Raw genomic sequence first — 25,449 nt, 5'->3', positions numbered from 1 at the left:
GCCTGCACCGCAGCCTGAACAGGAGAGAAACATGAGTACACCGCTCGACAGCGCGGCGCTTGATGCGCTGTTTACTGACGCCCGCACCCACAGCCACTGGCAGGATAAGCCGGTTTCACAGGCGCTGCTGCAGGAGCTTTATACCCTGACGGCTCTGGGCCCGACCTCCGCTAACTGTTCACCAGGCCGCTTTGTATTTGTGACCTCAGCGGAAGGCAAAGCCAGGCTGAAACCTGCCCTCTCCTCAGGCAACGTGGATAAAACCATGTCGGCGCCGGTAACGGTGATTGTCGCGTGGGATCCGGAGTTTTTTGAGCAGCTGCCAAAACTGTTTCCGTTTGGTGACGCGCGCAACTGGTTTACCAGCAGCCCGGAGCTGACGAAAGAGACCGCGTTTCGTAACAGCAGCCTGCAGGCAGGCTACCTTATCCTCGCTGCGCGTTCGCTCGGTCTGGATGCCGGTCCGATGTCCGGCTTTGATCCCGCCAAAGTCAATGCCGCTTTCTTCAGCGAAAGCAAATGGCAGGTGAACATGCTGATCAATCTTGGCTACGGCGACGCAGGTAAACTGCATCCGCGCCTGACGCGACTCGGTTTTGATGAAGCCACCACCTTTGCCTGAAAGCTGGCAACCTGTCTGCGCTCTGCCGGTCGAGCCGGCAGAGTCTCTTTTCCGCCTTATCCCGCGCTGATTTTCAGTCTTATCTGAATTTATCGCTCTGCCGGGAAAGCCGGATGCAAACACCTAAGAAAATTCTTACAATGCCGCTGATGATTATTCGCCCATTTTCACGGAGCGACAGATGGCTGGTCATTTTGTGCGCTGGACAGGCACCACACCCCTGCCGGTAACGGTTTCACGCATCACTCAGGATGTACTGGATAACGCTGCCCGTCTGCCCGATCGGCGGCGCGCGCGTTTTCTTGCTGCCCGCGAACTGCTGGCGCAGCTGATGCTGCGGATCTACGGAATCGATCGGCTGCCACCGCTGAGCGTCAGCAGCAGCGGACGCCCCTGCTTTGCCGATCCGAACCTGCCTGACTTCAGCATCTCCTACACAGGCCATATCATTGGCGTACTGCTGGCGGAAGAAGGGGGACGTGCCGGACTGGATATGGAGATTGTCCGCGCGCACAGCCGGCAGACGCAGGAAGCGCTGATGCAGGAACTCTCCTCTGGTGAAAAGGCGTGGATCAATGCACAGCAGGATTTTATGGAGGCGGCCACGCAAATCTGGACGCTACGTCAGAGCGTGCTCAAGCTGACCGGTGAAGCGGATCGGGGCCTCTCTTCGCTGCGTCTGCATCCGGCATCAGGCCGGTTGCGCTCCACGCTATTTCCCGATATTCAGGCGGTCTGTGACGCCGAACCGACGCTGGTCTGGTCATGCGCACTTTCACCCGGAACCGAACATCTGCGACTGTGGGAGATTGACGCGCAGCAGCAGTGGGTTGCGCTGCGGGATATTGAAATGAATAAGCCAAACCTGGATCCACATACGCTGCGCCTGACCAGTCTGCCCGGCGAACGCATAGCCGGACAGCAGGAGATGCGGCAGCTTTGAATCGGGTGGCCGCACAGGCCACCTGAAGCGTCAGTGCGCGTCGATAAACGCGATTTTCAGTGCGAACAGCAGCGCAACCACCACCACGCAGGGGCTGATTTCACGCCAGCGTCCGGTGCCCAGCTTCATCACGCAGTAGGCGATAAAGCCCAGCGCGATCCCTTCCGTAATTGAGAAACTAAACGGCATCATCGCCGCGGTGACAAAGGCCGGCACCGCTTCGGTGAGATCGTCCCAGCGTACGCGCGACAGCGATGCCGTCATCAGTACTCCGACATAGATCAGCGCGCCCGCCGCCGCATAGCCCGGCACCATCGCCGCCAGCGGCGACAGAAATATTGCCAGCAGGAACAGCAGCCCGGTGATGACCGCCATCAGCCCGGTGCGGCCACCAATGGCAACGCCTGACGAACTCTCAATATAGGCTGTCACCGATGACGTACCCGCCAGCGCACCCGTGACGGAGCTGATGCTGTCCACATACAGCGCCTGCTTCATACGGGGAAAGGTGCCCTTTTCATCGGTCAGACCCGCTTTATCCGTTACGCCAATCAGCGTACCGGAGGAGTCAAACAGATTGACCAGCATAAAGGAGAAGATCACGCCTGCCATGCCGATATTGAACGCGCCTTTGATATCCACCGCGCCCGCCACCGCAGAGATTGACGGCGGTGGCGAAAAGAAACCGGTGAACCTGACATCTCCCAGCGCAAGCCCGATGCTGGTCGTGACCACAATTGAGACCAGCACCGCCGCGTGAATATTACGCGATGCCAGAATGGCAATAATGAAGAAGCCGAGCGCGCCCAGCAGAACACTGTGCGACGTCAGATCGCCGACGGCCACCAGCGTCTCCGCGTTTGGCACAATAATGCCGGCATTTTTCAGCCCCATCATTGCGATAAACAGGCCGATACCGGCGGTGATCCCGGTGCGCAGGCAGAGCGGTATATTAGCTATCATCCAGTAGCGCACGCGCAGCAGCGTCAGGATCAGCAGCCCCAGCGCGCCCCAGAAAATGGCGCCCATCCCTATCTGCCAGGAGTAACCCATTGCCCCCACCACCACAAACGCAAAAAAGGCGTTCAGGCCCATCGCAGGTGCCAGCGCAACCGGCAGATTCGCTATCAGCCCCATCAGAATGCTGCCAAAGGCGGCAATCAGACAGGTAGTGACAAACACCGCCTGGGTATCCATACCGGCAGCGCCGAGGATTTGCGGGTTAACAAAGACGATGTAAACCATCGTCAGAAAAGTGGTGAACCCGGCAATCACTTCGGTGCGTATCGTGGTTCCGTGTTCCTGCAGTTTAAATATGCGCTGCAGCAGGCCCTGAGTCTTCATTTTGCTGTTCCGCTGAAAAATTTATCGCCGCGTATCCTATAGGCTTTATTCCGGTAAAACACGGAATTTTCGCAACCGGTTGCCTGCTGCTGCCTGTGGCAATCCAGGCTAGAGTAAAAGCTGAAGCGTTATCAGAAGGATAGTGGGCGATGACAGTGGAGTGTGTGTTCTTTGATTGTGATGGCACGCTGGTTGACAGCGAAATGCTCTGCACGCAGGGCTATGTGAATACGTTTGCCCGCTACGGCATCACGCTGTCGCTGCAGCAGATGTTTGAGCGGTATAAAGGCGTAAAGCTTTACGACATTATTCGCGACATCAGCGAAGAGTATCATCAGGCGCTGCCGGTAGCAGAGGTGGAGCACGCCTATCGCATTGAAGTCGCGCGCCTGTTTGAGCAGGAGCTGCAGCCGATCGGCGGTGCGCCGGAGCTGGTGGCGCGGATCCGCGTTCCGGTGTGCGTGGTCTCTAACGGACCGGTAAAGAAAATGCAGCATTCGCTGGGTCTTACCGGCATGCTGCCGTGGTTTACCGATCGCCTGTACAGCGGTTATGACATTCAGGCATGGAAACCCGATCCGCAGCTGATGTTCCACGCCGCAGAGCAGATGCAAGTGCCGATTGAACGCTGCATTCTGGTGGATGATTCCGAAGCGGGCGTTCGCGCCGGCATTGCTGCAGGTATTCCGGTGTTTTACTACTGCGCCGATGCGCATAATCCCGCAATTGATCATCCGCTGGTGACGCGGTTTGATGATATGGCGCAGCTGCCTGCGCTGTGGCAGGCGCGCGGCTGGGCGCTGTTATCAACCAGCGAGGTTCTGTAGGGGGCGCCCCTGATATGCGGCGGTATTGCCTGATATCAGGGCGGCATTAATGCCGCCCCTACGGCGCCCCTGCAATGTTTTGTAGGGGGCGCATTAATGCCGCCCCTACGGCGCCCCTGCAATGTTTTGTAGGGGGCGCATTAATGCCGCCCCTACGGCGCCCCTGCAATGTTTTGTAGGGGGCGCATTTATGCGCCCCTGGCATGAGACGCCGTACATCGCCTGATACCAGGGCGGCATGAATGCCGCCCCTACGGCGCCCTTGCAATGTTTTGTAGGGGGCACATTTATGCGCCCCTGGCATGCGCGCAGGCTATCAGCCTATCGCGCCCAGCGAATCCTCATTGCTTTGCTTCTTAGGCAGCAGAAACAGCGTGGCGAAAATATCCAGCAGATAAATCAGCGCCAGCAGCGTAATAGCGGCGGTGAAGGAAATTTGCGTAGCCAGCGCGCCAATCACCAGCGGACCAAAACCGCCGACGCCGCGCCCGAGGTTAAATAGCACATTTTGCGCGGTAGCACGCGCCTGCTGCGGGAACGTATCGGAGATCAGCGCGCCATAGCCGCCAATCATGCCGTTAACAAACATGCCCATGATGGCGCCGGTAAACAGCATTACCGTCGGATCGCGCAGCTGCGCATAGACCACCACCATCACCACGGCACCGAACTGGTACAACAGAAAAATTTTCCAGCGTGCGAAGCGATCGGCCAGCACGCCAAACAGCCAGATACCCAGGGTCATGCCCACCACCGTCACCGCGGTCCACAGCCCCGATTTTGTCAGGCTGAAACCAAAACTGGAGGAGAGATAGCTCGGCATCCAGATCATCAGACCGTAATAGCCAAAGTTCTGTACCGAACAGAGGATAAAAATACCCAGGCTCGCTTTACGGGTGGCGCGGTCAGCAAACAACAGCCTTATGCGGGCGGTAAATGAGAGTGCCGGTACGCTTTTTACCTGCCGTGTGAAACTCTCCGGCTCACCCATACTGCGCCGCAGCACGAATGAGAGCAGTGCCGGCAGCATACCCACCAGAAACATGCCGCGCCAGCCAATCACGCTGAGCAGCGGCGGCGTAATAAAGGCAGCCAGCAGCACACCGAGCTGCCAGCCGATGCCGACCCAGGCCGATGCCCGGTTGCGCTTCTCCTGCGGCCAGGCTTCGGCGATCAGCGCCATACCGATACCAAACTCGCCGCCCAGCCCCACCCCGGCCAGAGTCCGGTACGCCAGCAGATCCCAGTAGCCCTGCGCCACCGCGCACAGGCCGGTAAACAGTGAAAACATCAGTATCGTTACGGTCAGGATACGGATCCGGCCAAAGCGATCGCTGAGATGACCAAACAGAATACCGCCGATCACTGCGCCAATCAGCGTCCAGGTCACCAGCGATCCCGCCTGTGACGGGTCAAGCATCAGTGACACGCTGATGGCCGGCAGCATAAAACCGAGGATCAGCAGATCAAATCCATCCATCGCGTAGCCGCTGATTGCGGCCAGCATCGCTTTAGCCGGCGTAACGGCTGGTTTAGCAGATCGGGAAAGGGACATAAAAGAGTACCTGGCGAAAAAAAGTGCGCCAAGTATAAAGAGCGGGCGGCGGAGTGACCAATCAGAAATGGTAATGGCTGCCGCACAGGCAGCCGGAGGAGAGGGTCAGGTAGGGCGATTGCTGCCGTCGTCGCCGGAGAGCAGTTCATCCAGCCGGTCGCCGCCAACGTGACGAAAATCCTGCCCCTTAACAAAATAGAAGATAATTTCGCAGATGTTCTGACAGCGATCGCCGATACGCTCGATCGCGCGCGCGCAGAACAGGGCGGTCAGCACGCTGGGGATCGTGCGCGGATCTTCCATCATATAGGTCATCAGCTGGCGCACGATGCCTTCATACTCTTTATCCACTTTTTTATCTTCACGGTAGATGGTGATGGCAGCGCTGAGATCCATGCGCGCAAACGCATCCAGTACGTCATGCAGCATCTGCACCGTATGATGGCCCAGCGACTCCAGGCTGACCAAGAGCGGCAGATGCTGCTGGCCAAACTTCTCCAGCGCGGTGCGGCTGATTTTTTCCGCCACGTCACCAATACGCTCCAGCTCAGAGATCGCTTTGATGATGGCCATTACCAGCCGCAGGTCGCTGGCGGTAGGCTGACGCTTGGCGATAATACGCACGCACGCCTCATCAATCTCTACCTCCATCATATTGACCTTCTGGTCGCCTTCAATCACCCGGCGTGCCAGTTCCGCATCCTGATTATGCATGGCGGTAATCGCGTCGGTGAGCTGCTGCTCCACCATGCCGCCCATGATCATCACCTGCGTACGAATATGCTCCAGCTCGGCATTAAACTGACCGGAGATATGTTTATTAAGATTTAAATTATCCATGAGTCTCTCCTGAATCAGCCGTAACGACCGGTGATGTAATCTTCAGTCTGCTTCTGCGCGGGTTTGGTAAACAGCGTGTCGGTGTCGCTGAACTCAATCAGCTCGCCAAGATACATAAACGCCGTATGATCGGAGCAGCGGGCAGCCTGCTGCATATTGTGCGTCACAATCACCACGGTGTAATCCTGCTTGAGCTCGGTGATCAGCTCCTCAATGCGGCCGGTGGAGATCGGGTCCAGCGCCGAGCAGGGCTCATCCAGCAGCAGCACTTCCGGCCGGATAGCGATACCGCGCGCGATGCAGAGACGCTGCTGCTGCCCGCCGGAAAGACTGTAACCGCTCTGATGAAGCTTGTCTTTGGTTTCGTTCCACAGCGCGGCTTTGGTCAGCGCCCACTGCACGCGCTCATCCATATCCGCGCGCGACAGCTTCTCAAACAGGCGCACGCCGAAGGCGATGTTGTCGTAAATTGACATCGGAAACGGCGTTGGCTTCTGAAATACCATGCCGACGCGCGCGCGCAGCAGGGCGATATCCTGGTGCGACGCGAGAATATTGTCGCCATCCAGCAGGATCTCACCTTCTGCGCGCTGCTCCGGGTAGAGCGAATACATTTTATTGAACGTACGCAGCAGCGTGGATTTACCGCAGCCCGACGGGCCGATAAACGCGGTGACCTGATTGCGGGCAATATCCAGGTTGATATCTTTCAGCGCGTGGAACTTACCATAATGAAAGTTCAGATTACGCACCTGGATTTTACCGGCAGAAGGGGTTGCCATACTCATTGCTCATCTCTCTTATACAGCGCCGCCAGAGCCGCGCCGGAAAATTAGTGTTTGCCTTTGGCGAAGATCATGCGGGCAACAATGTTCAGCAGCAGCACGCACAGCGTAATGATCAGCACGCCTGCCCACGCCAGGCTTTGCCATTCGGCAAACGGGCTCATGGCGAACTTGAAGATAGTGACCGGCAGGTTGGCCACCGGCTGCATCATGTCAGTGCTCCAGAACTGGTTGGAGAGCGCGGTAAACAGCAGCGGAGCGGTTTCACCTGCGATACGCGCAATCGCCAGCAGTACGCCGGTAATGATGCCGGAAACAGACGCTTTCAGCGTGATGGCTGAGATCATCTTCCACTTCGGTGTGCCCAGCGCGTATGCCGCTTCGCGCATGCTGTCCGGCACCAGCCGCAGCATATTCTCGGTGGTACGGATCACAATCGGGATCTGCAGCAGCGCCAGCGCCGCAACGCCTGCCCAGCCGGAGAAGTGCTGCATCTGTGATACCACAATGGTGTAGACAAACAGTCCGACCACGATAGAGGGCGCGGAGAGCAGAATGTCGTTGATAAAGCGGATCACCTCTGCCAGCCAGTTCTTACGGCCATACTCCGCCAGCCAGATCCCGGCCATAATGCCCAGCGGCGTACCGAAAAAGGTGGACCAGAAAATCAGCAGGCCGCTGCCCGCCAGCGCATTTGCCAGCCCGCCGCCGGCGGTGTTGGGCGGCGGCGTTGATTCGGTAAACAGCGACCAGCTCAGCCCGTCGATGCCTTTAGTCACCGTGGTGAACAGGATCCAGATCAGCCAGAAGAGGCCAAACGCCATGGTCAGCAGCGACAGCGTCAGGGCGATTTTATTTTTTGTACTGCGCCACGCCTGCATTTTGCGGCGCGAGGCTTCCAGCTCAGTACGGCTCTGCATTTCAATTGCGGTCATGAACGGGCCCCTTCACTTTTTGCCAGCCGCAGGATCATCAGCTTCGAGATCGCCAGGACGATAAAGGTGATCACAAACAGGATCAGACCCAGCTCCATCAGCGCAGCGACATGCACGCCCGATTCCGCTTCAGCGAACTCGTTAGCCAGCGCGGAGGTGATACTGTTGCCGGGCATAAACAGCGAAGCGCTGTCGAGCTGGTAGGTGTTACCGATAATAAAGGTCACCGCCATGGTCTCTCCCAGCGCCCGCCCCAGTCCCAGCATCACGCCACCGATGACGCCGTTTTTGGTAAACGGCAGCACGATACGCCAGATCACTTCCCAGGTTGTGCAGCCGATGCCATACGCGGACTCTTTCATCATCACCGGCGTCTGTTCAAAGACGTCGCGCATTACCGAGGCGATATAAGGAATGATCATAATCGCCAGGATGACGCCTGCGGCCAGGATACCGATACCAAACGCCGGGCCGGAGAACAGCGTGCCGACGATGGGAATGTTAGCGAGGACGTTGCCAACCGGCGTCTGAAAATATTCGGCAAACAGCGGCGCGAAGATAAACAGGCCCCACATGCCATAAACAATGCTCGGGATGGCCGCCAGCAGTTCAATGGCGGTGCCCAGCGGACGACGCAGCCAGCCGGGTGCCAGCTCGGTCAGAAACAGTGCGATCCCGAAGCTTACCGGTACCGCGATGATTAATGCGATCAGTGAGGTCACCAGCGTGCCGTAAATCGGCACCAGTGCGCCAAACTCTTCGTTTGGTGCATCCCAGGTTTTGGTCCAGAGAAAGGCGAAGCCAAACTTCTGAATGCTGGGCCAGGAGGAGACGATCAGGGAGACAATAATGCCACCCAGCAGCAGCAGGACAATCAGCGCAGAGAGTTTAACCAGCGCGCCAAAAATCATGTCGCCTTGCTTACCCGGTGCTTTGAATGCCGGCTTGGTAGCAGCCATAAAATTCTCGGTTCTCAGAGGATATGCAGGGCGACCAGGCGGCCGCCCCCGGGATACTCAGCCAGTAGCCGAGCCTGACAATGGCTTACTGCCAGAGCGCTTTGCCGCTGCTGTCTTTGATATTCGCTTTCCATGCCGCACGGATCTGCGTCACTACGCTCTCCGGCAGCGCCGCGTAATCCAGCGCCGTGGCGGTTTTGCTGCCGCCTTTATAGGCCCAGTCAAAGAACTTCAGCACTTCTGCGCCCTTCTCCGCATTAGCCTGATCTTTGTAAATCAGGATAAAGGTGGTGGAGGCGATCGGCCACGCGTCGTCACCTTTCTGGAACGTCAGGTCCTGAGCAAACGAGCTGCTCCAGTCAGCGCCTTTGGCGGCGTTGGCAAAGCTGCTTTCACTCGGGGCCACCGGCTTGCCATCCGCATCCAGCAGTTTGGTGTAGGTCAGGTTGTTCTGTTTCGCGTAGGCGTATTCGACATAGCCAATTGAACCCGGCAGACGCTGCACGAAAGCGGCCACGCCATCGTTGCCTTTACCGCCAAGACCGGTTGGCCAGTTAACGGTGTTGCCTTTGCCTATTTTGCTTGCCCAGTCCGTGTTCACTTTGGTCAGATAGCTGGTAAACACAAAGGAGGTACCGGAGCCGTCGGCGCGGCGCACGACGTTGATATTGGTGTCAGGCAGTTTCAGGTTCGGGTTCAGCTTAGCGATCGCCGGATCGTTCCATTTTTTGATGGTGCCGAGGTAGATGTCACCTACGGTTTTGCCATCGAGCGTCAGCTCGCCCGACTTCACACCCGGAATGTTAACGGCCAGCACCACGCCACCGATAACGGTCGGGAACTGGAACAGGCCATTTTTCTGCAGATCTTCCTCTTTCATCGGCGCATCAGAAGCACCGAAATCCACGGTTTTTGCGATGATCTGCTTTACGCCACCCGAAGAGCCGATCCCCTGATAGTTGATTTTGCTACCGGTGGCCTGCTGATACTCTGCTGCCCACTTGGCATAAACCGGGGCCGGGAAGGTCCCGCCAGCGCCGGTCAGATCGGTGGCGGCAAACGCAGAAACTGCGCTGACGGCGAAAGTGGCGGCGAGGATTCGGGCTACGGTGCTACGCATCAGTGTCATGTTCCCTCCGGGGGAGTATAAATCAGGCTTAACGCCGTTTTAGTTGGAGTCAGTGATTGCTGCTGGAGGGAAAATAGGACAGTTTGATGACAGCGAAATGTACGAAATGTGACAGTTTTATGACGAGAATAAAAACCGGGCGGGCCCGTTGCAGGCCCGCCCGGCTTAGCGATTACTCAACGGTAACCGATTTTGCCAGGTTACGCGGCTGGTCCACGTCGGTGCCTTTGATCAGCGCCACATGATAAGAGAGCATCTGCAGCGGCACGGTGTAGAAGATAGGGGCAATCACTTCCTCAACATGCGGCAGTGAAATGATTTTCATCCCTTCACTGTCGCTGAAACCCGCATCGCCATCGGCGAAGACATAGAGCAGGCCGCCGCGCGCGCGCACCTCTTCAATGTTGGATTTCAGCTTTTCCAGCAGCTCATTGTTAGGTGCGACCACGATCACCGGCATATCGGCATCAATCAGCGCCAGCGGGCCGTGCTTCAGCTCACCGGCCGCGTAGGCTTCGGCATGAATATAGGAGATCTCTTTGAGCTTAAGCGCGCCTTCCATGGCGATCGGGTATTGATCGCCGCGGCCAAGAAACAGCGCATGATGCTTGTCAGAGAAATCTTCTGCCAGGCTCTCAATGATCTTATCCTGCGCCAGCATCTGCTCAATACGGCTTGGCAGCGCCTGCAGCGCGTGCACAATCTCATGCTCCGTTTCCGGCTTCATGCCGTGCAGACGACCCAGTTTTGCCACCAGCATCAGCAGTACCGTCAGCTGCGTGGTAAAGGCTTTGGTGGAAGCCACGCCAATTTCCGTGCCCGCTTTGGTCATCAGCGCCAGATCGGATTCGCGCACCAGCGAAGAGCCGGCGACGTTACAGATAGCCAGTGAGCCAAGATAACCCAGCTCTTTGGAGAGGCGCAGCGCCGCCAGCGTATCGGCGGTTTCACCCGACTGCGACAGGGTGATCAGCAGGCTGTTTTTGCGAACTGCGGATTTGCGGTAGCGGAATTCAGAGGCGATCTCAACGTCACACGGGATATTCGCCAGTGATTCAAACCAGTAGCGCGATACCATACCAGAGTTGTAGGAGGTGCCGCAGGCGATGATCTGGATATGCTCTACTTTGCTCAGCAGCGACTCTGCATGCTCACCCAGTTCGCGCAGATCGACAATCCCGTCGTGGAAGCGGCCCGCCAGCGTATTTTTGATAGCGTTGGGCTGCTCGTAGATCTCTTTCTGCATATAGTGGCGATAGATACCTTTATCGCCCGCGTCATACTGCGCGTTTGATTCGATCTCCGCGCGCTGGACCTGATGGCCTTCGCGATCGATGATAGTGACTTCACGGCGGGTAACCTCGGCAATATCCCCCTCTTCCAGGTAAATAAAGCGGCGGGTAACCGGCAGCAGCGCCAGCTGATCGGATGCGATAAAGTTCTCGCCCACGCCACGGCCAATCACCAGCGGGCTGCCGGAGCGCGCGGCCACCAGCACCGACGGATCGCGGCTGTCCATGATGACCATGCCGTAAGCACCGCGCAGCTGAGGGATCACGCGCAGAATAACCTCACGCAGCGTGCCGCCCTGCTTCTGCTCCCAGTGCACCAGATGCGCCACCACTTCGGTGTCCGTCTCGGAGGCAAAATGGTAGCCGCGTTCGATCATTTGCGCGCGCAGCGGCTCATGGTTTTCGATAATGCCGTTATGCACCACGATGATCTGCGCTGAGACGTGCGGATGCGCATTTGCCTCAGAAGGTTCACCGTGCGTGGCCCAGCGGGTGTGGGCAATACCGGTACCGCCAATCAGCGGCTGCTGATCTGCGGCCTCCGCCAGATTAGCCACTTTGCCAACGCGACGCAGACGCGTCACGTGCCCCTGACGATCGACGACCGCCAGACCGGCTGAGTCATAACCGCGATACTCCAGACGACGCAGACCTTCCAGCAGGATCTCTGCAATGTCACGCTGCGCTACTGCTCCAACAATTCCACACATATTCGTTTCCTGACTTCATGGCTTTCGGCCATTGCGTTGTCATCTGACCTGATTTCCGGCTGCGCCGGTTCCCCGAGCCTTGTAGAGAGTGGGGATATCGTTATGGCACTGCTAAACGGGCCGATCTTTGCCGGCCCTTAAAATTTATTTTTTCTTCACCGGGCGCTGCCAGCCCGCTTTCTGCTGCTGTTCTTTGCGGTTGTAGACCAGATCGGCGGCGGTAACATCTTTCATCACCGTAGTACCGGCAGCGATAGTGGCGCCTGCGGCAACGGTGACCGGTGCCACCAGCTGCGTATCCGATCCCACAAAGACGTTATCGCCAATGATGGTTTTAAACTTGTTAGCGCCATCATAGTTGCAGGTAATAGTGCCGGCGCCGATGTTAACGCCCGCCCCTATTTCCGCATCACCCAGGTAGGAAAGATGGCCCGCTTTGGAGCCTTTGCCGAGCGTGGCCTTTTTCATTTCCACAAAGTTGCCGACGTGCGCCTGTTCAGCCAGTTCGCTGCCAGGACGCAGCCGGGCAAACGGCCCGACCGTGCAGGCGGCGGCCAGCGTCGCATCTTCGATGACAGAATAAGGGCTGATCTCACAGTCATCGCCCAGAACGCTGTTTTTGATCACGCAGCCGGCGCCAATTTTTACCCGGTTGCCCAGCGTGACATCACCTTCAATGATGACGCCGATATCAATTTCCACGTCGCGCCCGTGCGCCAGCGTACCACGCAGGTCAAAACGCGCCGGATCGCGCAGCATCACGCCCGCCAGCAGCAGTTTTTCCGCCTGCTCCTGCTGAAAAGTGCGCTCCAGCGTAGCCAGTTGCAGACGATTATTTACACCTTCCGTTTCACTGATACGTGCCGGATGAACGGTATTAATTACGCGGCCTTCCTGATGCGCCATCGCGATAATATCGGTGATATAGAACTCACCCTGTGCGTTATTGTTGTCGAGCTGTGCCAGCCAGCGCCGGAGATCGCCGCCGCTGGCGATCAGGATACCGGTATTGATCTCCTGAATAGCCAGCTGCTCAGCAGATGCATCCTTCTGTTCAACAATGCCGGTCACGATCGTGTTTTCACGCACAATCCGGCCATAGCCGGTGGGGTTATCCAGCACCACGGTCAGCAGCCCGATGCCGCCTTCAGGTTTCGCCGCGCGCAGCTGCTGCAGCGTTGCCTGCGAGATAAGCGGGACGTCGCCATACAGCATCAGAATATCTTCGTCATCCGCAAAGAAGGGCGCTGCCTGCTGCATGGCGTGCCCGGTGCCGAGCTGTTCCGCCTGCAGTACCCAGTTCAGGGCGTTGTGCGCCAGCTTCTGCTGCAGCAGTTCCCCCCCGTGACCATAGACCAGGTGAACCTGACGGGCACCAAGCCCGGTAGCGGCATCAATAACATGCTGCACCATGGGTTTACCTGCCAGCGTGTGCAGAACTTTAGGCAGATCGGAATACATACGGGTGCCTTTGCCAGCGGCCAGGATCACCACACTCATCGCGCTTACAGACATAATTTTCCAGACTCAATTTAACTTTCGAAAGTGTAAGGTTTACCCCTGAGATTACTACATTTTTCTCATGGCGAAATTAGACAACCGGAGGAAAGCGGAAAGGGGAGTCAGGGAGGGTGCATGACAACGGGTTTGCCGGGCGCCGGGCAAAAAAAATGCCAGCCCCGGAGGGCTGGCATTTCATGACGCATAAAGCCTGATTACATCGCTTTTTTGGTCAGCTCGATAACACGCAGTTTCGCGATAGCTTTCGCCAGCTCTGCAGAGGCCTGAGCATAGTCCACGTCGCCGTGGCTGCTGTTCATGTGCTCTTCTGCTTTACGTTTCGCTTCCAGCGCGCGCGCTTCGTCAAGGTCTTCACCACGAATCGCGGTGTCGGCCAGAACAGTCGTGCTGCCCGGCTGTACTTCCAGCACGCCGCCGGAGAGGTAGATATACTCCTCGTCGCCGTGCTGCTTCACGATGCGAATCATGCCAGGCTTGATGGCGGTCAGCAGCGGGGCGTGGCCCGGGTGGATACCCAGCTCGCCTTCGCTACCTGACACCTGGATACGCTGTACCAGACCGGAGAACATCTGCTGCTCCGCGCTGACCACGTCCAGATGATAAGTCATAGCCATACCATTCCTCCCGGGAAACCGTTATTACAGTTTCTTCGCTTTTTCTACGGCTTCTTCGATAGCGCCGACCATGTAGAACGCCTGCTCTGGCAGGTGGTCGAATTCGCCTTCCATGATGCCTTTGAAACCACGAATGGTATCTTTCAGCGTCACGTATTTGCCCGGAGAACCGGTGAAGACTTCAGCAACGAAGAATGGCTGAGACAGGAAGCGCTGGATCTTACGCGCACGTGCCACCAGCAGTTTATCTTCTTCAGACAGCTCGTCCATACCGAGGATGGCGATGATGTCTTTCAGCTCCTGGTAACGCTGCAGCAGTGACTGTACGCCACGTGCGACGTCATAGTGCTCCTGACCCACGATCAGTGGATCCAGCTGACGGCTGGTAGAGTCCAGCGGGTCAACGGCCGGGTAGATACCCAGAGAGGCGATCTGACGGCTCAGCGTAACCGTTGAGTCTAAGTGAGCAAAGGTGGTTGCCGGAGACGGGTCAGTCAGGTCATCCGCAGGAACGTAAACGGCCTGTACGGAGGTGATTGAACCAGTCTTGGTGGAGGTAATACGCTCCTGCAGCACACCCATCTCTTCAGCCAGCGTTGGCTGATAACCTACCGCAGATGGCATACGACCCAGCAGTGCAGATACTTCAGTACCTGCCAGGGTATAACGGTAGATGTTGTCGATGAACAGCAGAACGTCACGACCTTCATCACGGAATTTTTCCGCCATGGTCAGACCGGTCAGTGCTACGCGCAGACGGTTACCCGGCGGCTCGTTCATCTGGCCATACACCAGCGCTACTTTATCGATAACGTTGGAGTCAGTCATTTCGTGGTAGAAGTCGTTACCCTCACGAGTACGCTCACCCACACCAGCAAAGACCGAATAACCTGAGTGCTCAGCCGCGATGTTACGGATCAGCTCCATCATGTTTACGGTTTTACCTACGCCCGCACCACCGAACAGACCGACTTTACCGCCCTTAGCGAACGGACACATCAGGTCGATAACCTTGATGCCGGTTTCCAGCAGTTCCTGCGAGTTTGACTGATCTTCATAGGAAGGCGCGGCGCGGTGAATAGAGGAGACCTCTACTGCGCTGCCATCTTCTTCTGTCAGGTCGCCTTTCATGTCGATAGGCTCGCCCAGCACGTTCATGATACGGCCAAGGGTCGCTTTACCAACCGGAACCTGAATAGGTTTTTTCAGATCGATTACTTCCAGACCGCGCTTCAGGCCGTCAGAAGAACCCATGGCGATAGTACGTACTACGCCACCACCCAGCTGCTGCTGAACTTCCAGCACCAGACGAGTATCACCATTCTTAACCTCGAGAGCGCTGTATACCTGTGGTACCGCGTCCTGAGGGAATTCGACGTCAACTACGGCGCCGATAATCTGGACAATCTTTCCAGCTGCCATCTTGAATCCTCTACCTAATACGAGAATATCCGGCCGCGCTCGGGCGACAGGATATATGCCTGGTTAAACCGCGGAGGCTCCCGAGACGATCTCGGTAAGTTCCTGGGTGATGCTGGCCTGACGAGCTTTGTTGTAGACCAACTGCAGCTCTTTGATCAGGTTTCCGCCGTTATCGGTTGCGGCTTTCATCGCTACCATACGCGCGGCCTGCTCACTGGCCAGGTTTTCCACCACACCCTGATAAACCTGCGATTCGACATAACGACGCAGCAGCGTATCGAGCAGCGCCTTCGGATCGGGTTCGTACAGGTAATCCCAGGTCTTCGCCTTCATCTCTTCTTCACCTTCCGCTGGCGGTAACGGCAGCAGTTGGGTAATGGTCGGAGTCTGAGACATGGTGTTGTTAAACTTGTTGCTGACGATATACAGCTTGTCGATACGGCCTTCATCGTAGGCCTGCAGCATAACTTTTACCGGGCCGATCAGATCGGACAGCGCAGGCTTATCGCCCATGCCGGTAACCTGAGCCACGACGTTACCACCGACAGAGCCGAAGAATGAAACGCCTTTAGAACCGACAATCGCCAGATCGCTCTGAACGCCTTTGTCTGCCCAGCCTTTCATTTCAGCCAGCAATTTTTTGAACAGGTTAATGTTCAAACCACCACAAAGCCCGCGGTCAGTCGAAACGACCAGGTAGCCGACGCGCTTAACGTCGCGCTCATCCAGGTAAGGGTGCTTGTATTCCAGATTACCCAGTGCAAGGTGACCAATCACTTTGCGCATGGTATCTGCATACGGACGGCTGGCCGCCATGCGTTCCTGCGTTTTACGCATTTTGGAGGCGGCGACCATTTCCATCGCTTTGGTGATCTTCTGCGTATTTTTTACGCTTCCGATCTTGGTACGTATTTCTTTTGCGCCGGCCATTAGCTTCTCCTCAAAGCCTTGCGGCCTGTCTTTTCAGACAAGCCGCCAGACATTACCAGGACTGGGTTGCTTTAAACGTTTCGAGCAGGCCTTTCAGCTTCGCTTCGATATCGTTGTTGTAGTTACCCGCCTGGTTGATTTCAGCCATCAGCTCAGCGTGTTCGCGATCGGCGTACGCCAGCAGAGCGGCTTCGAAGCTGCCGATTTTCGCCAGTTCAACGTCGTTCAGGAAGCCGCGCTCAGCAGCAAACAGCACCAGACCCTGCTGCGCAACGGACATTGGCGCATACTGTTTCTGTTTCAGCAGCTCGGTCACTTTCTGACCATGGCTCAGCTGTTTACGCGTTGCATCATCCAGATCGGAAGCGAACTGAGAGAACGCTGCCAGTTCACGATACTGTGCCAGCGCGGTACGAATACCACCGGACAGTTTCTTGATGATCTTGGTCTGTGCAGCACCACCAACACGGGATACGGAGATACCCGGGTTAACGGCTGGACGGATACCGGAGTTGAACAGGTTCGACTCCAGGAAGATCTGACCATCAGTGATCGAGATAACGTTGGTCGGAACGAACGCAGAAACGTCACCAGCCTGGGTTTCAATGATTGGCAGCGCGGTCAGAGAACCGGTCTGGCCTTTCACAGCACCGTTGGTGAAACGCTCAACGTAGTCAGCGCTTACGCGTGATGCACGCTCCAGCAGACGAGAGTGGAGATAGAACACGTCGCCCGGGAATGCTTCACGGCCTGGTGGGCGGCGCAGCAGCAGGGAGATCTGACGGTAAGCGATAGCCTGCTTAGAGAGGTCATCGTAAACGATCAGCGCATCTTCACCGCGGTCGCGGAAGTATTCGCCCATGGCACAACCAGCGTACGGAGACAGGTACTGCAGCGCAGCAGACTCCGATGCAGAAGCCACAACCACGATGGTATTAGCCAGCGCGCCGTGCTCTTCCAGCTTGCGAACCACGTTAGAGATGGTTGACGCTTTCTGACCAATCGCAACGTAGACACACTTGATGCCTGAATCACGCTGGTTGATGATGGCGTCGATAGCCATTGCAGTCTTACCGGTCTGACGGTCACCGATGATCAGCTCACGCTGGCCACGGCCGATTGGAATCATCGCATCGACAGATTTGTAACCAGTCTGAACAGGCTGGTCAACAGACTGACGATCGATAACGCCTGGTGCAATCATTTCAACCGGCGAGAAGCCGTCGTTGTCGATTGCGCCTTTACCGTCGATAGGTGCACCCAGGGTGTTCACCACGCGACCCAGCAGGCCACGGCCAACCGGTACTTCCAGAATACGACCGGTGCACTTAACCTTCATGCCTTCGGCAAGGTCAGCGTACGGGCCCATAACGACCGCACCAACCGAGTCGCGCTCGAGGTTCAGTGCGATAGCGTAACGGTTGCCCGGCAGGGCAATCATTTCACCCTGCATAACATCGGCCAGGCCATGTACGCGGATGATACCGTCACTTACAGAAACAATAGTACCTTCGTTGTGAGCTTCACTCACGACATTGAACTGAGCAATGCGCTGCTTGATCAGTTCGCTGATTTCGGTGGAATTCAGTTGCATATGCTCCAGTCCCCTTAAGACTGCAAGACGTCTGCCAGACGGTCAAGACGGCCGCGCACGCTGCCATCAATCACCAGGTCACCCGCACGGATAACCACACCTGCCAATACAGACTTATCAATTTTGCAATTCAGCTTAACTTTGCGTGACAGACGTTTTTCCATCGCGGTGCTGATTTTGGTCAGCTGGCTGTCACTCAGCGCACTGGCGGAGATTACATCAACTTCGGCTGTCGCTTCATAAGCGTCACGCAGTTGAATAAATTGCTCCAGTACGTCTGGAAGCGCTGTCAAACGTCCGTTCTCCGCCATTACCTTGATCAGGTTCTGAGCGTGTTCATCAAGTTGATCACCACAGACTGCATTGAAAGAGGCAGATAACGCTTCAGGTGCTAAGGCACCAGAGAGTACTTCTGCCATCTGTTCGTTGCGAGCCACTTCTGCGGCAAACGCCAGCATGGTCTGCCAGCGTTCGATACTTTGATGCTCAACAGCAAAGTCAAAAGCTGCTTTGGCGTAGGGGCGAGCTACAGTAATCAGATCAGACATCAGCCCCTCCCTCCTTACAGTTCAGCGACCAGTTTATCAACGATGTCGCTGTTAGCAGCTTCATCCACGGAACGTTCGATGATTTTCTCGGCGCCAGCTAATGCCAGCAACGCGACCTGTTTACGCAGCTCTTCACGTGCACGTGAGCGCTCGGCTTCAATTTCTGCCTGCGCCTGAGTGACGATGCGGTTACGTTCAGTTTCAGCTTCAGTTTTGGCTTCGTCCAGAATCTGGGCACGGCGTTTGTTCGCCTGCTCGATAATGACCTGAGCTTCTTCCTTCGCTTTTTTCAGCTGGTCGGTCGCATTGGCCTGCGCGAGATCCAAATCTTTCTTCGCGCGTTCAGCAGAAGCAAGGCCTTCAGCAATTTCTTTCTGGCGCTTTTCGATGGCAGCCATGATCGGTGGCCATACGTACTTCATGCAGAACGCGACAAACAGGATGAACGCGATGGCCTGGCCGAGGATTGTTGCGTTAATGTTCACAGCACAATGCCTCTTATTAAGTTAACGTGCTCTGCCGCTATCATCGATAAACGGCAGAATCTGTTCCTCATCACACCAGGTGCCATGAGTGAACAATGGCTACAGGCTTTAGGCGACAGCAAACATCACGTAGAGACCCAGACCAACAGCGATCATCGGGATTGCATCCACCAGACCCATTACAACAAAGAACTGCGTACGCAGCAGAGGGATCAGATCCGGCTGACGCGCTGCGCCTTCCAGGAATTTACCTCCGAGGATGCCGATACCGATCGCAGCACCGATTGCCGCCAGACCCATCATCACAGCGGCAGCCATGTACAGCAGATCCATATTCAGGTTTTCCATGACAGTCTCCAGTTTGTTTCAGTTATGCTTAAGTTGTTGAGAAAAAAATCAATGTTCTTCAGATGCCATCGACAGATAGACAATCGTGAGGACCATGAAAATGAAAGCCTGCAGCGAAATAATCAGGATGTGGAAAATGGCCCATGGCACATTCAGCACCCACTGCGACCACCACGGCAGCAGACCGGCAATCAGGATAAAGATCAGCTCACCCGCATACATGTTGCCGAACAGTCGCAGACCGAGTGAAACCGGTTTTGACAGCAGGCTGACACCTTCAAGAATCAGGTTGATGGGGATGAAGATCGGGTGATTAAAAGGCTGCAGAGTCAGCTCTTTAGCAAAGCCGCCTACCCCTTTCATTTTGATGCTGTAGAACAGAATCAAAATAAATACGCCCAGCGCCATAGATAGCGTGATGTTCACGTCTGCTGACGGCACGACGCGCAGCGCCGGCAGGCCCAGATAGTGCTCACCGATAAACGGCAGCAAATCAATAGGCAGCAGATCCATGAAGTTCATCAGGAAGACCCAGACAAAAATTGTCAGAGCCAGCGGGGCGATAACTTTACTTTTACCGTGGTACATGTCGCGAACGTTGCTATCAACAAAGCCGACAACCAGCTCGATAGCCGCCTGCATTTTCCCTGGCACGCCGCTGGTGACGCTTTTCGCCACGCTGCGGAACAGCACAAGGAATAATACTCCCAGTGCAACAGAGAAAAACATGGAGTCCAGGTTTAACGTCCAGAATGTTGCTGGCGCGTCGTGTGCATTCACCAGCTCGAAAGTACGCAGGTCCATCTGAAGATGCGTCAGATGATGTCCTATGTATTCCTGCGGCGTTGAGATTTCTCCTGCGGCCATGATGCCTCTTACCCTTTGTTGTTAATTACAGCCGGTGCGACGATTTGCACCACCAGCACCGATAACCAGGTGATTGCGAGTGGCCAGAAGACCGCTCCGAACCCACCCAACGCCACAGCGAGAAAAATAACGGTGGCGAACACCTTAAGAACTTCACCCAGGGCGAAACTCCAGGCGACACGCCCTTTAGCCGGTGTTTGATCCTGCAGACGCCAGGCTAAAAACGTGAACAGTATGTTTGGCAGCCAGGCTGCCACACCACCCGCGATAGCAGAGGCGCCCCAGGTGACATCTTTCAGGGCAAACAGCGCACCGATTACGACAAACGTCACCAGCTGGACAACCAGAACGGCTCGGGCTAATTTCACACTGTAAAGAGACACTGACATGACGCTTAACTCTCCTGCCCCGGACGGGGTATGTCGCGTGTCGTATAAGACTGCCTTTGCCGTTTTGAGTCAAGCAGCAAAAGCCGTGCAAATTATACGGGCCGCACCTGCGATTTCAATCGCTAAGTAGCGAAAAGGTGAACAATTATTTAAATTTCTTTCTGAAGGGCTATTTTTCCAAAGATTCATAACCCGGAAAGCCATCAGCGACGTTGCCGTTTTCTGGCTAAAGCGTGATATAAAGCGTGCTGCAGATCACATAATAAACAACCAGACGCTGAAAAATTTACCAGAATGCATAATCCGCACTAATAATCAGGGCATGTTAACCATTTAAAATCATGGTGTTATAAATTTAAATCTGCTTCAGCTCACTCTTTTCCGATAAAAACATCCGGTTGACACTGCGGAAAGAATTAAAATCGAAATAATAATATTACGCCCGCCGATTTATTGCCGCGTCATATTTCCCTGCGTGATAATCGAAAGCAGAAAACAGCAGTTATCATGTGACATTAGTGGCAATAAAATGTGAATTAATCGTTAAATGTAACAACGCTTTTCGGATAATTACGGCGAAGGATGTTAACGCCTTTCCCCTCCCCTGCCGAATAAAAGCGTTTGTCACCGCGCGTTCAACCGCTGTTTTTTTATTCAGCCCTGACGATGGTTCCGCTGCCAGAAGCTGAATAAAACCCTGCTTTTTGCAGGCTTATTGCTGCGAAATCACCACAAGATGACGCTCGCCTTCCAGTTCAGGAACGCGCAAGGCTTCAATTTTTTCTACGCTAAAGCCTGCTGGCAGCGAAGCGATCTCCTCATCCGGACGCACGCCTTTCAGCGCATAAAAGCGTCCATGCGTTCCGGGCAATGCGCGGCACCAGGTCAGCATATCTTCCAGTGAGGCAAATGCCCGGCTGATGACACCATCAAACGGTGGATCTGCCGGGAACTCTTCAACCCGGCTCTGGACCGGAGTAATGTTAGTGAGTCCTAACTCATGCTGTACCTGACGCAGAAAACGAACCCGCTTACCCAGGCTGTCCAGCAGCGTAAAATGCGCCTGCGGACGGACAATGGCCAGAGGAATGCCCGGCAGTCCTGGTCCGGTCCCAACATCAATAAAGCGCTCCCCCTGCAGATGCGGCTCTACCACCACGCTGTCGAGGATATGGCGTACCAGCATTTGATGCGGATCGCGCACTGAGGTCAGGTTATACGCTTTGTTCCACTTATGCAGCAGCTCCACATAGCCAACCAGCTGCTGTTTTTGTTGATCGGAGAGCGAAATATTTGCTGCGTCAAGCAGCCGGGAGAGTTTGTTAATCACAGCGAGGTTTCCGTTAACAGGGGCAGTCGAAGCTGCCCCGGTGGTCAGTCAGGCGCTTTTACGCAGCAGACCCTGTTTTTTGAGATAGATCAGCAGAATTGAGACCGCAGCTGGCGTGATGCCGGAAATACGCGATGCCTGGCCAATAGAGGTCGGCTTATGGTCGTTGAGCTTGGCGATCACTTCGTTTGACAGGCCATTAACCTGACGGTAATCGAGATCGACAGGCAGCAGCGTATTCTCATTGCGCAGCTGGCGATCTATCTCCTCCTGCTGACGCGCAATGTAACCCTCATATTTAACCTGAATTTCAACCTGCTCGGCTGCCTGTTCATCAGGCAGTGCCGGACCATAGTCCGCCAGCGTCATCAGTCGGGCATAGGTCATCTCCGGACGACGCAGCAGATCCTCTGCGCTGGCTTCTTTTGTCAGCGGTGCGCTGATGATGCTGTTTACGTCAGCCACATTCTCTGACTTCGGATGCACCCACAGGCTGCGCAGACGCTGGCGCTCCTGCTCAATCGCCTCCAGCTTCTGGTTATAGCGCGCCCAGCGCGCATCATCGACCAGTCCCAGCTCACGGCCCGTTTCAGTCAGACGCAGATCGGCATTATCTTCGCGCAGCATCAGACGATACTCAGCGCGGGAGGTAAACATGCGGTATGGCTCTTTGGTACCCAGCGTGCAGAGGTCGTCGACCAGCACGCCGAGATAAGCCTGATCGCGGCGCGGTGCCCAGCCCTCTTTGTCCGCAGACTGCCGTGCAGCGTTAAGGCCAGCCAGCAGTCCCTGGGCTGCCGCTTCTTCATAACCGGTAGTGCCGTTGATCTGGCCGGCAAAGAAGAGACCGTGGATAAACTTGCTCTCCAGCGTGGGTTTCAGATCGCGCGGATCGAAGAAATCGTACTCGATAGCATAGCCAGGGCGCACAATGGTGGCGTTCTCCAGCCCTTTCATTGAACGGACAATCTGCATCTGTACATCAAATGGCAGACTGGTTGAAATTCCGTTCGGGTAAATTTCATTGCTGGTCAGCCCTTCCGGCTCCAGGAAGATCTGGTGGGCGTTGCGATCGGCAAAGCGCATCACTTTATCTTCGATAGATGGGCAGTAACGCGGACCAATCCCCTCAATGACGCCCGCATACATCGGGCTGCGATCGAGATTATTACGGATCACATCATGCGTCTGTTCGTTGGTATAGGTGATCCAGCAGGGAACCTGCTGCGGATGCTGTGCCACGCTGCCCATAAACGAGAACACCGGCATCGGCGTATCACCGTGCTGTGGCGTCAGTACAGAGAAATCGATCGAACGCGCGTCAATGCGCGGTGGCGTACCGGTCTTGAGACGGTTGACGCGCAGCGGCAGCGCCCGCAGCCGTTTTGCCAGCGGAACAGAAGGCGGATCGCCGGCGCGTCCACCGCTGTAATTATCAAGACCGATATGAATTTTGCCATCGAGGAAGGTGCCAACGGTCAGCACCACAGTTTTAGCCCGGAATTTCAGTCCCATCTGCGTGACGGCACCTACCACCCGATCGTTTTCGACGATCAGATCGTCAACCGCCTGCTGGAAGATCATCAGGTTGGGCTGGTTCTCCAGCGCGGTGCGTACCGCCTGGCGGTACAGTACACGGTCTGCCTGAGCACGCGTAGCGCGCACCGCCGGACCTTTGCTGGCGTTTAGTATCCTAAACTGGATACCTGCCTGATCGATTGCCGTGGCCATCAGGCCGCCGAGGGCGTCCACTTCCTTTACCAGGTGTCCTTTCCCGATACCACCGATTGCCGGATTGCAGGACATCTGTCCCAGCGTGTCGATGTTATGCGTGAGTAACAGCGTCTGCTGACCCATTCGGGCGGCCGCCATAGCGGCTTCGGTACCCGCATGACCACCACCGATTACGATGACGTCAAAAGGATCTGGATAAAACATGAAGTGGGTCCTCGTTAAAGTTCAGACAGGGATCGTTGCCCTGGGCGGTGGATTCTACTGAAATTATGGTTCAGGCGAAAGCGGCGGATCCTGCGTGTTTATAGAAAGGATCTTTACTCTTTTATATGATCTTCTTGTTAGATCTCTTATTAGGATCGCCGGTTTCTGTGGATAACGTGGCAAACCCGTTATTTTACATCAGCCTGGGAAGGATCGTTTGCTGTGAAAGATCGGTGATCCTGATCCAGATAAGCTGGGATCAACTTTGCTGGTTATCCACAGATGAAAAAAGCATCAGCGGTTATTCTTGGGATAACTACCGGTTATACGCATGATTCAGGCTGGTTTATCCACAGGAGATCGGAAGGATCCGCAAGAAATACAGTGTAATCGTCTGGGGATCGTCACTATTTCCCGATCCCCTGCCGGTTATGATCCGTCAGATCTGCTCAATCCAGCCAGCGACCCAGGCTTCAGCGGCATCTTCCGGTATTTCATGCTCAAGCATGTCGATTTCCAGCCGTTCCCCGATGCGCGTTGCGCCCAGCGCGATCAGCTGAGCCTCCAGGGTTTTTATTGCGCCACAGAAAAGATCGTATTCGCGGTTGCCGATGCCTGCTGCGCCAAAGCGCACGGCGGAAAGATCGGGCTTTTCAGTCTGCAGCGCCTCATAAAAGGGCAGCAGATTGTCCGGCAATTCACCGGCGCCGTGTGTGGACGTTACCACCAGCCAGATACCCGAATCAGGCACCTCATCAAGCGCCGGGCCGTGCAGTACGCTGGTTTTGAAGCCCGCATCCTGCAGCTTCTCTTCTAAATGTTCTGCGACATATTCGGCACTGCCAAGGGTACTGCCGGTGATTAAGGTAATATCAGCCATGATCGTCTCCCGCACTAAAGGCAGGCATTGTACGCTGTGATCAAGCCGTGATCCACCTGTGGAAAACAGGGTTAATAAAAGAAAGCATCCGCCGACAAACCGGATACCGCGCCGGATCGCTGCTGCATAACTTTATGCACAGGCTGGTGCGGTTCAGGGCTTGATGGTACGCATGATCGGGTTTTGCAGCGAGATCAGCGTCTCAGTGGACTGGATCTCATCAATAGTCTGGATCTTGTTGATCAGCACCTGCTGCAGCGCATCGATAGATCGGCACATGACCTTAATAAAGATGCTGTAGTGACCGGTGGTATACCAGGCTTCAACCACCTCATCCAGCGCTTCAAGCTTGCTGAGCGCTGCCGGATAGTCTCGTGCGCTCTTCAGAATGATGCCAATAAAGCAGCAAACATCGAATCCCAGCTGGCGTGGATCGATTTCCACGCGCGTACCGAGAATAATGCCGGCCTGACGCATTTTCTCAACGCGGACATGAATAGTGCCGGGGCTGACATTGAACTGCTTTGCCAGCTCTGCGTAAGCCGTGCGGGCGTTCTCCAGCAGCGCATTGAGTATGCCGCGGTCGAGATTATCCAGTTGCAGATGTTCTGCCATCATCCTTCCTCTTAAATTCGTCTTCGC

General features: G+C 55.6%; 25 protein-coding genes. 3 read left to right on the top strand and 22 right to left on the bottom strand.

What is annotated here, in order from left to right; translation table 11 throughout:
• Positions 1-31 precede the first annotated feature (31 nt).
• Together FS690_RS13515 and FS690_RS13510 are read left to right on the top strand one after the other, a co-directional pair.
• Positions 32-622 (top strand): malonic semialdehyde reductase, encoded by a 591-nt coding sequence (locus tag FS690_RS13515; RefSeq protein ID WP_145339781.1) that lies wholly within the window; start codon positions 32-34, stop codon positions 620-622.
• A gap of 181 nt (positions 623-803) precedes the next feature.
• A complete protein-coding gene (locus FS690_RS13510) occupies positions 804-1,565 on the top strand; it encodes a 4'-phosphopantetheinyl transferase superfamily protein (RefSeq protein ID WP_145339780.1) in 762 nt (253 codons plus the stop codon).
• Positions 1,566-1,595: 30 nt separating this feature from the next.
• Here FS690_RS13510 and FS690_RS13505 read toward each other — a convergent pair whose 3' ends face one another.
• Positions 1,596-2,909 (bottom strand): NCS2 family permease, encoded by a 1,314-nt coding sequence (locus FS690_RS13505; protein WP_145339779.1) that lies wholly within the window; start codon positions 2,907-2,909, stop codon positions 1,596-1,598.
• 149 nt (positions 2,910-3,058) lie between these two features.
• Here FS690_RS13505 and yieH point away from each other — a divergent pair, with 149 nt between their 5' ends.
• Complete coding sequence (gene yieH, locus FS690_RS13500; RefSeq protein WP_145339778.1) at positions 3,059-3,736, top strand: 6-phosphogluconate phosphatase; 678 nt, start codon at positions 3,059-3,061, stop codon at positions 3,734-3,736.
• A gap of 316 nt (positions 3,737-4,052) precedes the next feature.
• On the opposite strand, the gene FS690_RS13495 is transcribed toward yieH, so the two are convergent.
• From FS690_RS13495 to asnC, 21 genes are all read right to left on the bottom strand, one after another.
• Complete coding sequence (locus FS690_RS13495; RefSeq protein WP_104085889.1) at positions 4,053-5,291, bottom strand: MFS transporter; 1,239 nt, start codon at positions 5,289-5,291, stop codon at positions 4,053-4,055.
• Between the two features lie 105 nt (positions 5,292-5,396).
• Entirely contained in the window at positions 5,397-6,131 is a 735-nt protein-coding gene (gene phoU, locus FS690_RS13490; protein ID WP_071668257.1) for a phosphate signaling complex protein PhoU, read from the bottom strand.
• A gap of 14 nt (positions 6,132-6,145) precedes the next feature.
• Positions 6,146-6,919 carry a phosphate ABC transporter ATP-binding protein PstB gene (gene pstB, locus FS690_RS13485; RefSeq protein WP_039381453.1) on the bottom strand — a complete coding sequence of 258 codons (774 nt, stop codon included), beginning with the start codon at positions 6,917-6,919 and terminating at the stop codon, positions 6,146-6,148.
• 44 nt (positions 6,920-6,963) lie between these two features.
• Positions 6,964-7,851 carry a phosphate ABC transporter permease PstA gene (gene pstA / locus FS690_RS13480; protein ID WP_039381450.1) on the bottom strand — a complete coding sequence of 296 codons (888 nt, stop codon included), beginning with the start codon at positions 7,849-7,851 and terminating at the stop codon, positions 6,964-6,966.
• A complete protein-coding gene (gene pstC, locus FS690_RS13475) occupies positions 7,848-8,810 on the bottom strand; it encodes a phosphate ABC transporter permease PstC (RefSeq protein ID WP_039381448.1) in 963 nt (320 codons plus the stop codon). The genes pstA and pstC overlap by 4 nt, the downstream gene beginning before the upstream one ends.
• 85 nt (positions 8,811-8,895) lie before the next feature.
• Entirely contained in the window at positions 8,896-9,939 is a 1,044-nt protein-coding gene (pstS, locus tag FS690_RS13470; RefSeq protein ID WP_039381445.1) for a phosphate ABC transporter substrate-binding protein PstS, read from the bottom strand.
• Between the two features lie 172 nt (positions 9,940-10,111).
• Positions 10,112-11,941 (bottom strand): glutamine--fructose-6-phosphate transaminase (isomerizing), encoded by a 1,830-nt coding sequence (glmS, locus tag FS690_RS13465; protein ID WP_145339777.1) that lies wholly within the window; start codon positions 11,939-11,941, stop codon positions 10,112-10,114.
• Between the two features lie 144 nt (positions 11,942-12,085).
• Positions 12,086-13,456, bottom strand: coding sequence for a bifunctional UDP-N-acetylglucosamine diphosphorylase/glucosamine-1-phosphate N-acetyltransferase GlmU (glmU, locus tag FS690_RS13460; RefSeq protein WP_108570065.1), 1,371 nt, complete (start codon positions 13,454-13,456; stop codon positions 12,086-12,088).
• Between the two features lie 200 nt (positions 13,457-13,656).
• Entirely contained in the window at positions 13,657-14,076 is a 420-nt protein-coding gene (locus FS690_RS13455; protein WP_039381436.1) for a F0F1 ATP synthase subunit epsilon, read from the bottom strand.
• Positions 14,077-14,100: 24 nt separating this feature from the next.
• Positions 14,101-15,498 carry a F0F1 ATP synthase subunit beta gene (gene atpD / locus FS690_RS13450; protein WP_065647895.1) on the bottom strand — a complete coding sequence of 466 codons (1,398 nt, stop codon included), beginning with the start codon at positions 15,496-15,498 and terminating at the stop codon, positions 14,101-14,103.
• 63 nt (positions 15,499-15,561) lie between these two features.
• Positions 15,562-16,428, bottom strand: coding sequence for a F0F1 ATP synthase subunit gamma (atpG, locus tag FS690_RS13445; protein WP_039381430.1), 867 nt, complete (start codon positions 16,426-16,428; stop codon positions 15,562-15,564).
• Between the two features lie 52 nt (positions 16,429-16,480).
• On the bottom strand, positions 16,481-18,022 hold the full coding sequence (gene atpA / locus FS690_RS13440; protein ID WP_039381427.1) for a F0F1 ATP synthase subunit alpha: 1,542 nt from the start codon (positions 18,020-18,022) through the stop codon (positions 16,481-16,483).
• A gap of 14 nt (positions 18,023-18,036) precedes the next feature.
• The gene (gene atpH, locus FS690_RS13435; RefSeq protein ID WP_039381423.1) at positions 18,037-18,570 is read right to left on the bottom strand and encodes a F0F1 ATP synthase subunit delta; all 534 of its coding nucleotides are present in this window, start codon (positions 18,568-18,570) and stop codon (positions 18,037-18,039) included.
• 14 nt (positions 18,571-18,584) lie between these two features.
• Entirely contained in the window at positions 18,585-19,055 is a 471-nt protein-coding gene (atpF, locus tag FS690_RS13430) for a F0F1 ATP synthase subunit B (RefSeq protein ID WP_039381418.1), read from the bottom strand.
• Positions 19,056-19,163: 108 nt separating this feature from the next.
• Complete coding sequence (atpE, locus tag FS690_RS13425; protein ID WP_003849523.1) at positions 19,164-19,403, bottom strand: F0F1 ATP synthase subunit C; 240 nt, start codon at positions 19,401-19,403, stop codon at positions 19,164-19,166.
• Between the two features lie 48 nt (positions 19,404-19,451).
• On the bottom strand, positions 19,452-20,270 hold the full coding sequence (gene atpB, locus FS690_RS13420) for a F0F1 ATP synthase subunit A (RefSeq protein ID WP_039381416.1): 819 nt from the start codon (positions 20,268-20,270) through the stop codon (positions 19,452-19,454).
• Between the two features lie 8 nt (positions 20,271-20,278).
• Positions 20,279-20,659 (bottom strand): F0F1 ATP synthase subunit I, encoded by a 381-nt coding sequence (gene atpI / locus FS690_RS13415; RefSeq protein ID WP_039381414.1) that lies wholly within the window; start codon positions 20,657-20,659, stop codon positions 20,279-20,281.
• A 712-nt stretch (positions 20,660-21,371) separates the two neighbouring features.
• Positions 21,372-21,989, bottom strand: coding sequence for a 16S rRNA (guanine(527)-N(7))-methyltransferase RsmG (rsmG, locus tag FS690_RS13410; protein ID WP_071668258.1), 618 nt, complete (start codon positions 21,987-21,989; stop codon positions 21,372-21,374).
• A gap of 48 nt (positions 21,990-22,037) precedes the next feature.
• Positions 22,038-23,927 carry a tRNA uridine-5-carboxymethylaminomethyl(34) synthesis enzyme MnmG gene (mnmG, locus tag FS690_RS13405; protein WP_113655871.1) on the bottom strand — a complete coding sequence of 630 codons (1,890 nt, stop codon included), beginning with the start codon at positions 23,925-23,927 and terminating at the stop codon, positions 22,038-22,040.
• Between the two features lie 439 nt (positions 23,928-24,366).
• On the bottom strand, positions 24,367-24,807 hold the full coding sequence (gene mioC / locus FS690_RS13400; RefSeq protein WP_039381406.1) for an FMN-binding protein MioC: 441 nt from the start codon (positions 24,805-24,807) through the stop codon (positions 24,367-24,369).
• Between the two features lie 153 nt (positions 24,808-24,960).
• On the bottom strand, positions 24,961-25,422 hold the full coding sequence (gene asnC, locus FS690_RS13395; protein ID WP_039381403.1) for a transcriptional regulator AsnC: 462 nt from the start codon (positions 25,420-25,422) through the stop codon (positions 24,961-24,963).
• Positions 25,423-25,449: the final 27 nt, after the last annotated feature.

The organism is Pantoea sp. PSNIH1 (assembly GCF_007680655.1).
Taxonomy (GTDB): Bacteria; Pseudomonadota; Gammaproteobacteria; order Enterobacterales; family Enterobacteriaceae; genus Pantoea; species Pantoea eucrina.
Note: the sequence above shows the minus strand (reverse complement) of the source record. Positions and strands in the feature narration are given on the sequence as shown.

Bases quoted from the DNA above. Each gene is read 5' to 3' on its own strand.
- FS690_RS13515 (WP_145339781.1), top strand. From the start codon at position 32: ATGAGTACACCGCTCGACAGCGCGGCGCTTGATGCGCTGTTTACTGAC.
- FS690_RS13510 (WP_145339780.1), top strand. From the start codon at position 804: ATGGCTGGTCATTTTGTGCGCTGGACAGGCACCACACCCCTGCCGGTA.
- FS690_RS13505 (WP_145339779.1), bottom strand. From the start codon at position 2,909: ATGAAGACTCAGGGCCTGCTGCAGCGCATATTTAAACTGCAGGAACAC.
- yieH (WP_145339778.1), top strand. From the start codon at position 3,059: ATGACAGTGGAGTGTGTGTTCTTTGATTGTGATGGCACGCTGGTTGAC.
- FS690_RS13495 (WP_104085889.1), bottom strand. From the start codon at position 5,291: ATGTCCCTTTCCCGATCTGCTAAACCAGCCGTTACGCCGGCTAAAGCG.
- phoU (WP_071668257.1), bottom strand. From the start codon at position 6,131: ATGGATAATTTAAATCTTAATAAACATATCTCCGGTCAGTTTAATGCC.
- pstB (WP_039381453.1), bottom strand. From the start codon at position 6,919: ATGAGTATGGCAACCCCTTCTGCCGGTAAAATCCAGGTGCGTAATCTG.
- pstA (WP_039381450.1), bottom strand. From the start codon at position 7,851: ATGACCGCAATTGAAATGCAGAGCCGTACTGAGCTGGAAGCCTCGCGC.
- pstC (WP_039381448.1), bottom strand. From the start codon at position 8,810: ATGGCTGCTACCAAGCCGGCATTCAAAGCACCGGGTAAGCAAGGCGAC.
- pstS (WP_039381445.1), bottom strand. From the start codon at position 9,939: ATGACACTGATGCGTAGCACCGTAGCCCGAATCCTCGCCGCCACTTTC.
- glmS (WP_145339777.1), bottom strand. From the start codon at position 11,941: ATGTGTGGAATTGTTGGAGCAGTAGCGCAGCGTGACATTGCAGAGATC.
- glmU (WP_108570065.1), bottom strand. From the start codon at position 13,456: ATGTCTGTAAGCGCGATGAGTGTGGTGATCCTGGCCGCTGGCAAAGGC.
- FS690_RS13455 (WP_039381436.1), bottom strand. From the start codon at position 14,076: ATGGCTATGACTTATCATCTGGACGTGGTCAGCGCGGAGCAGCAGATG.
- atpD (WP_065647895.1), bottom strand. From the start codon at position 15,498: ATGGCAGCTGGAAAGATTGTCCAGATTATCGGCGCCGTAGTTGACGTC.
- atpG (WP_039381430.1), bottom strand. From the start codon at position 16,428: ATGGCCGGCGCAAAAGAAATACGTACCAAGATCGGAAGCGTAAAAAAT.
- atpA (WP_039381427.1), bottom strand. From the start codon at position 18,022: ATGCAACTGAATTCCACCGAAATCAGCGAACTGATCAAGCAGCGCATT.
- atpH (WP_039381423.1), bottom strand. From the start codon at position 18,570: ATGTCTGATCTGATTACTGTAGCTCGCCCCTACGCCAAAGCAGCTTTT.
- atpE (WP_003849523.1), bottom strand. From the start codon at position 19,403: ATGGAAAACCTGAATATGGATCTGCTGTACATGGCTGCCGCTGTGATG.
- atpB (WP_039381416.1), bottom strand. From the start codon at position 20,270: ATGGCCGCAGGAGAAATCTCAACGCCGCAGGAATACATAGGACATCAT.
- atpI (WP_039381414.1), bottom strand. From the start codon at position 20,659: ATGTCAGTGTCTCTTTACAGTGTGAAATTAGCCCGAGCCGTTCTGGTT.
- mnmG (WP_113655871.1), bottom strand. From the start codon at position 23,927: ATGTTTTATCCAGATCCTTTTGACGTCATCGTAATCGGTGGTGGTCAT.
- mioC (WP_039381406.1), bottom strand. From the start codon at position 24,807: ATGGCTGATATTACCTTAATCACCGGCAGTACCCTTGGCAGTGCCGAA.
- asnC (WP_039381403.1), bottom strand. From the start codon at position 25,422: ATGGCAGAACATCTGCAACTGGATAATCTCGACCGCGGCATACTCAAT.